General features: G+C 41.7%; 8 protein-coding genes. 2 read left to right on the top strand and 6 right to left on the bottom strand.

The window, feature by feature from the left end; genetic code table 11:
- Nucleotides 1-664 precede the first annotated feature (664 nt).
- Both WBA23_RS06560 and WBA23_RS06555 read left to right on the top strand, forming a co-directional pair.
- Nucleotides 665-1,324 (top strand): phosphoadenylyl-sulfate reductase, encoded by a 660-nt coding sequence (locus tag WBA23_RS06560; protein ID WP_424581454.1) that lies wholly within the window; start codon nt 665-667, stop codon nt 1,322-1,324.
- A gap of 4 nt (nt 1,325-1,328) precedes the next feature.
- A complete protein-coding gene (locus WBA23_RS06555; protein ID WP_424581453.1) occupies nt 1,329-2,258 on the top strand; it encodes an NAD-dependent epimerase/dehydratase family protein in 930 nt (309 codons plus the stop codon).
- A 16-nt stretch (nt 2,259-2,274) separates the two neighbouring features.
- Here WBA23_RS06555 and WBA23_RS06550 read toward each other — a convergent pair whose 3' ends face one another.
- The 6 genes from WBA23_RS06550 to sufD form a co-directional block, all read right to left on the bottom strand.
- A complete protein-coding gene (locus tag WBA23_RS06550; protein ID WP_424581452.1) occupies nt 2,275-2,493 on the bottom strand; it encodes a hypothetical protein in 219 nt (72 codons plus the stop codon).
- An 87-nt stretch (nt 2,494-2,580) separates the two neighbouring features.
- On the bottom strand, nt 2,581-2,997 hold the full coding sequence (locus WBA23_RS06545; protein ID WP_424581451.1) for a BrxA/BrxB family bacilliredoxin: 417 nt from the start codon (nt 2,995-2,997) through the stop codon (nt 2,581-2,583).
- A gap of 178 nt (nt 2,998-3,175) precedes the next feature.
- The gene (locus WBA23_RS06540) at nt 3,176-3,505 is read right to left on the bottom strand and encodes a DUF59 domain-containing protein (RefSeq protein ID WP_424581450.1); all 330 of its coding nucleotides are present in this window, start codon (nt 3,503-3,505) and stop codon (nt 3,176-3,178) included.
- Between the two features lies 1 nt (nt 3,506).
- A complete protein-coding gene (locus tag WBA23_RS06535) occupies nt 3,507-3,965 on the bottom strand; it encodes a SufE family protein (RefSeq protein ID WP_424581449.1) in 459 nt (152 codons plus the stop codon).
- Nucleotides 3,966-3,967: 2 nt separating this feature from the next.
- The gene (locus WBA23_RS06530) at nt 3,968-5,215 is read right to left on the bottom strand and encodes a SufS family cysteine desulfurase (protein ID WP_424581448.1); all 1,248 of its coding nucleotides are present in this window, start codon (nt 5,213-5,215) and stop codon (nt 3,968-3,970) included.
- Between the two features lie 16 nt (nt 5,216-5,231).
- On the bottom strand, nt 5,232-6,437 hold a 1,206-nt coding region (gene sufD, locus WBA23_RS06525; protein WP_424581447.1), incomplete at its 5' end, for a Fe-S cluster assembly protein SufD.

Here is a 6,437-nt window from a genome sequence, read left to right as displayed (position 1 = left end):
AAATTTATGATGTCGGTAGTTCCATTAACACCAAAAAAGCTACTTTTGAAGCAAGTGTATCAACTGCAACAAACCGAATAACCCTGTTTCACCATGATTGTAGGTAAAGACATCAGTGTAAGAAGATTAATTAGTTGAGTTGGTCAGGACACCATATTCTTTGGTGACTAGCCTTAATGGGTAGCATTGCATTTTTATACCAATTCGGATACATCTCAGTTAAGATTCCATAGATGCCCGTGTCAGTTATTGGTACCGCAGTCGCTTTTTACGTGGGCTTTAAAAATAACCAAGCTTACGACCGAATGTGAGAAGCTTAAAAGAGCTAGGATGGTATAGTAAATAAAAGCCACGCCTGAGAAATGGTGCTAAATATTTAGTAGTATTTGAGTTTTAACCGTTTCCAATTATCGTCAACAACTATCGGAGTAAGGAATAAGACCGAACCCCTACAGACATTCTTAAGATGGCCTCTACGGAACGTATTTTCGCACAGCTCGAAGGTCTTTAACCAATATGTCTTTCGGTTTGAGTACAGCGACCAAAGTACGTTTCGCTATACTAAAACTCAAACTTTCGGAGTTAATTTACTGAGTTCTCTGAGGGCTAGCATTCACTAACCCTTTTTTGCTAACTTTGAAGCCTATTTATCCGTAAGCTCCGTATGACTTTTGAAGAAATACACACCCGCATCCGAACTTATCAGCAAGAGGGCAAAAAACTATTTACCAGCTCATCATTTCAATCTCATAGCTTGGTTCTACTTCATATGCTTTCTCGCATTGATCGTGGCATTCCGGTCTATTTTCTTAATACCGGCTACCATTTTCCCGAAACAGTAGCTTTCGTCGATAGAATTTCTGAAGAGCTTGGTTTAAATATTATCCGGCTAAACCCCGTGGTTCCTAAGCACCAACAGCGGGATGCTGATGGCAATTTACTTTTCACTTCTGATCCTGACTACTGCTGCTTTTTGAATAAGACTCAGCCAATGGAAGATGTACTTCGGAGCTACGATGTATGGATTAACGGGGTGCGCGCTGACCAAAGTTTAGTACGAAAAGCTATGAAACTAGAGCAACCGGCTCCGCATGATGTTTTGCGCTTTCACCCGATGTTAGATTGGTCGATTCAAGAAGTTTTCGCCTATCTTCGAGAATATGATCTACCCCGTCATCCGCTAGATGCCAAAGGTTACTCCAGTATTGGTTGTGAGCCGTGTACCAAAAAACCTGATCCTGAAATGCACGAACGGGAAGCCCGCTGGTACGGCATGAATAAAGTGGAGTGCGGATTGAATACTGATTTAGCCCAATCATCGTAGACATATGACTGTTTTAATCACTGGAGGTGCAGGGTACGTCGGAACTCAGTTAGTAGCTGAGATAGTGAAAGACCATTCGGTATCTCGCATTATCATTTACGATAACCTCTCCCGAGACAACTACAATGCGTTCCTAGGTCACTCTCTCTACAAACGCACCGATAATACACTTAACATTGAGTTTGTCCACGGTGAACTGTTGGATACGCGTCGGCTTCGGTCGGTAGTACAAGAGGCTGATGTAATTTATCACTTAGCAGCTAAAGTAGTTACCCCGTTTGCTACTACCGATGGTCATGCCTACGAGCAAACCAATCATTGGGGTACTGCTGAGCTAGTTTACGCTATTGAAGATGCCCCTCAAGTAAAGAAACTGATCTATGTGAGCAGTACATCGGTGTACGGGTCAGCGCATGCGGGTGAAGATACTACGCCCAATCCCCAAACGATCTACGGCATTTCTAAACTGCGAGGCGAAGAACACGTTCAGCGACTTTTTCCGAAGTTACCTACTTACATCATTCGTTGTGGAAATGTTTACGGATATAATAAAAGCCTGCGCTTCGATGCAGTAATAAATCGATTTATGTTTGAGGCAAATTTCCGGCGCAGAGTATCTATTCACGGTGATGGAAAGCAGCGAAGGGCTTTTGTAAGCGTGCAGCGAGTTGGCGAAACCTTAGTAAAACTACTTAATACTGATATGCCCTCCGACACCTATAATTTGGTAGACAAGAACTTCCAGGTTCTCGATATTATCGATGTGGTGAAGGCGATTTATTTTGATCTGGAATTCATTTTCGTTAACCGTCATCTAGGATTACGCGAACTCTCAGTAGATACGGACCTAAAGCTATTTAACTTTATTTCTCGCTGGGAAGAGCGTTCTTTGCTAGATGAAATGGAAGAGTTTAGAACGAGATTTTCTTTTTGATAAAGAAAGTGAAATATTACTCCAAATCGAGATGTTTCTCAATTCGCTTTAAACGATCTTCATGGTCAGATACATGTTCAGCCATAAACTTCATAAACTCGATCATTTCAGCATCGAAATCATCAAACGATTCTTTAAGGGTTCCAGTTGTTTGGTGAAGCGCACTGATTTGTGCTTTCATTTCAGTTAAGGAGCGATTAACCCGTTGCTCAAATTCTTTAAATCGATTGTCCATTTATCTTTATTTTATGAGCTGATAATCAAGTGTTCAGGTGTTCAGACTATCATGAATAATCGAACACCCAAACGCAAGAACGCATTGTCAACAATACTCATCAAATACATCGAGCAGATGCTCAGCAATCATCTGAGCCGACCGACCTTCAATATGGTGACGTTCCACGAAGTGAATCAGCTCACCGTCTTTAAACAAAGCAACTGCGGGCGAAGATGGTGGATACGGTAGCGTATACTCCCGAGCTTTAGCCACTGCATCCTGATCTACTCCAGCAAATACTGTGGTTAATTTATCAGGCTTCTTTTCAGAATGGCTAAGTGCCAATTTTACACCCGGACGCGCCGCACCGGCAGCACAGCCACAAACGGAGTTAATCACCATCAGTGTGGTGCCTTTATGATCTTCTAAATGATTAGTAACTTCTTCGGAAGTAGTTAATTCAGTGAACCCAGCGGAAGTTAAATCGGTACGCATGGGTGCTACTAAGTCAGGAGGATACATATTTATTCAATTTTATTTTATGATAATTATTATTCTATAACTTGATTGTCAAATTGCTAATTGTTGAATGGCTGAAATTGTTAATTATTCCAGAACCCATTGGGTGACCTTCAACCGTTTCATCTCTCTCTTGTTTCAAGTTTACTTTAGTCATCATTCACCAATCGTTATTCATTCTTCAAAGAAATCCTAATTCAAGTTTAGCGGCTTCTGACATCATGTCTTGCGTGTAGGGAGGATCAAATGTAAGTTCAATATTAACATCGTTTACCCCTTCAACCGTCTTAATTTTTTCTTCTATTTCACTCGGAATAGCTTCCGCCGATGGACAAGCCGGTGAGGTTAAGGTCATTAGTACGTAAACATTGTTGACCGGATAGACATTAATTTCGTAAATCAAGCCTAGCTCGTAAACATCAACCGGGATTTCAGGGTCGTATACGGATTTTATTGCCGATACAATTTTTTCTTTCAGTGCTCGGGTATCGGTAGTAACTGTATCACTCATACTAATTTATTTTTTGATCGCTCTTCGCTATCGCTTGTCGTTCCTTATTTACTAATGCAGCTAGCTTTATCTGCTTGATCATAGCTGCAAAACCGTTCGATCGTTGGGTTCCAATGAATCGGTTCATGCCAATTTTATCAATAAAGAACAAATCAGCATCCACAATATCATTAGGGGGTTGCTCTTGAAAAACTCGAACTAGCAGACTCACCAATCCTTTTGTAATTGCCGAATTGCTATCCGCCTCAAACTTCATTTTGCTACCTTCTAATGAGGGCACCAGCCATACCTTTGACTGACAGCCTTTCACTATATTTTCTTCGGTACGCTGCGACTCATCCAACGGCGGCAATTTTTGCCCTAGTTCCATAATATAGAAGTTAGTCATCTCTGGATCACCGTCCAGTAGCGCAAACTCCTCAATAATTTCGTTCTGTATATCGTTAACTGACTGACTCATACTTATTTTCCCATCATCTTAACTATGCGCTGTAGACCTTCATCTAATTGATCAATTTCTTCCTTCGTATTGTAAACGGCAAATGATGCCCGTACCGTTCCCTCCAACCCAAACCGCGACATTAACGGTTCGGTGCAATGGTGTCCAGTGCGTACCGCAATACCTCGAGCGTCTAACATTTGTCCAACATCAAAGTGAAAAATATCATCAAAAACGAAAGAAATAACGTTCATCTTTTTCTCGGCGGTTCCGATCATTCTCAGACCAGGTATTTCACCTAATCGTTGATGACCATACTCCAATAGCTCTTCTTCGTGCGCTCGCATAGCCGGTTTACCCAGTTGATTAATATACTCAATAGCTGCTTTAAGAGCGACTACATCAGCGATATTGGGGGTGCCCGCTTCAAACTTGTAGGGAATATCATTGTAGGTAGTCTTCTCAAAACTTACACTACTAATCATTTCTCCACCACCCTGATAGGGAGGCATTTTTTCTAAATGACGACGCTTGCCGTACAATGCTCCTACACCAGTAGGTCCAAATGTTTTATGACCGGAAAAAACGTAGAAATCGCAGTTTAATGCTTGTACATCAATATCTAAGTAAGCGGTTGACTGCGCACCATCTAGTAAAACGGCCGCACCTTGCTTATGAGCTAACTCTATAATCTCTTCTACAGGATTGATTGTACCAAGTGAATTAGAAACGTAAACCACACTTACCAGTTTGGTACGCTCAGAAAGCAGTTTTTTGTACTCATCTAGCTCAATCTCGCCTCGGTCGTTTACAGGAATCACTTTCAGATTAGCTCCCTTCTCTTCGCACAGCATTTGCCAGGGCACAATATTGGAATGGTGCTCCATTGCTGAAATGATGATATCATCCCCCTCTTTCAGGTTAGTTCGCCCAAAAGTTGATGCTACCAGATTAATTCCATCAGTAGTTCCTTTGGTAAAAACAATTTCTTCGGGTTCATTAGAGTTAATAAAGCGATGAACTGCCTGCCGAGTCTCTTCATAAGCTACAGTAGCCCGTTCGGCTAACGTATGAACTCCTCGGTGAATATTCGCATTATCTCGCTCGTAATAGTGCGTTAATGCATTAACTACTATCTGTGGCTTCTGCGTAGTAGCGGCATTATCTAAGTACACCAGCGGACGGCCGTTTACTTCCTGATGAAGTATGGGGAAATCCTGACGTACTTTCTGTATATCTAGTTGAGTGGGTGACACTACTGTGTTTTCCATACTCATAATAAAATCGTTAAAAGTTGGTGTTCAGTCGCTTGTCAATTACTGCCTCAATCTGCTGACGCACGAAATCTAATTCAATATTTTCCAGCACATCACCCGCAAAAGCTCTTAATAGAATAGCGGTTGCCTGATCTTTGCTCATACCTCGCGCTCGCAAGTAAAACAGTTGCTCTTGATCAATCTGCCCGGTAGTAGCTCCGTGGGAACACTTCACATCATCAGCCCAAATCTCCAATTGAGGCTTAGTGTCAATAGAAGCTTCATTAGTCAGTAGAATATTCGCATTGGACTGAAAGGCATTAGTTTTCTGAGCAGCCTGACGGACATAAACTTTCCCGTTAAAGACTCCTTTGGACTGATCGTCCATGATACCTTTATATAATTCGTTACTAAATGAATTAGGCTGCCGATGATCTACTGCTGTATGATTATCTACGTGAGACTTTCCATCTAACATGTACAGCCCGTACATATGGGTTTCGCAATTTTCACCGTCCGACGCAACGTTTAAATTGTTACGAATCATGGCTCCCTGTAAAGAAATAGTTACTCCGGTAAACCGGCTGTCTCGAGCCTGATACACTTCAGTAGTTCCAGTGTGATAAGCCTTTTCGCTTTCCGGTTGCAATTTGTTGTAGTAAACTGAGGCATTAGTATCTACCCAAATTTCACTAACTACATTTTGATAGCTGGCTTCGTTGCCTAGCGTATAAAACGATTCTACTACAGAGAACTTACTGCTTTGCTCAGCAATATACAGATTGCGAGGTGACGCTACACTCGCACCTTGTGAAGTATCACTAATAAAGTACGCCAATGTTGGAGTTTCAACTACGGTATTTTTAGGAGCGTATACAAATAATCCTTCTTGGGCTACTGCTGTATTAAGCGCAACAAAAGAGTCAGGTTGATCTGCCGTTTGCTGAGCGAAATACCGATCAATTAACTCACTATGATTTTGATACGCTTGAGAGAGAGAAGTAACAATAACTCCTTCCGGCACGTTTTCAGTTCGCGAAAAAGCAGGTTGAAACTCTCCGTTAACATACACTAGTATATTAGCTGATAGATCTGCCGGGATAACCTCATTCAGCAAATTCTGCACTGACTCTTCATCAATATTCGCTTTCGTCAAGTCACCTCCGTCAAACTCTCGCTCTAATGCTTTACTTATGGGTGTATAGCGATATTCTTCATTTTTCTTCGCCGGAAAGCC

The sequence above is a fragment of the Tunicatimonas sp. genome (assembly GCF_049647865.1).
Classification (GTDB): Bacteria; Bacteroidota; Bacteroidia; order Cytophagales; family Cyclobacteriaceae; genus Tunicatimonas.
The sequence above is the reverse complement of the archived record's forward strand: the minus strand, read 5'-3'. Positions and strand labels throughout refer to the sequence as shown.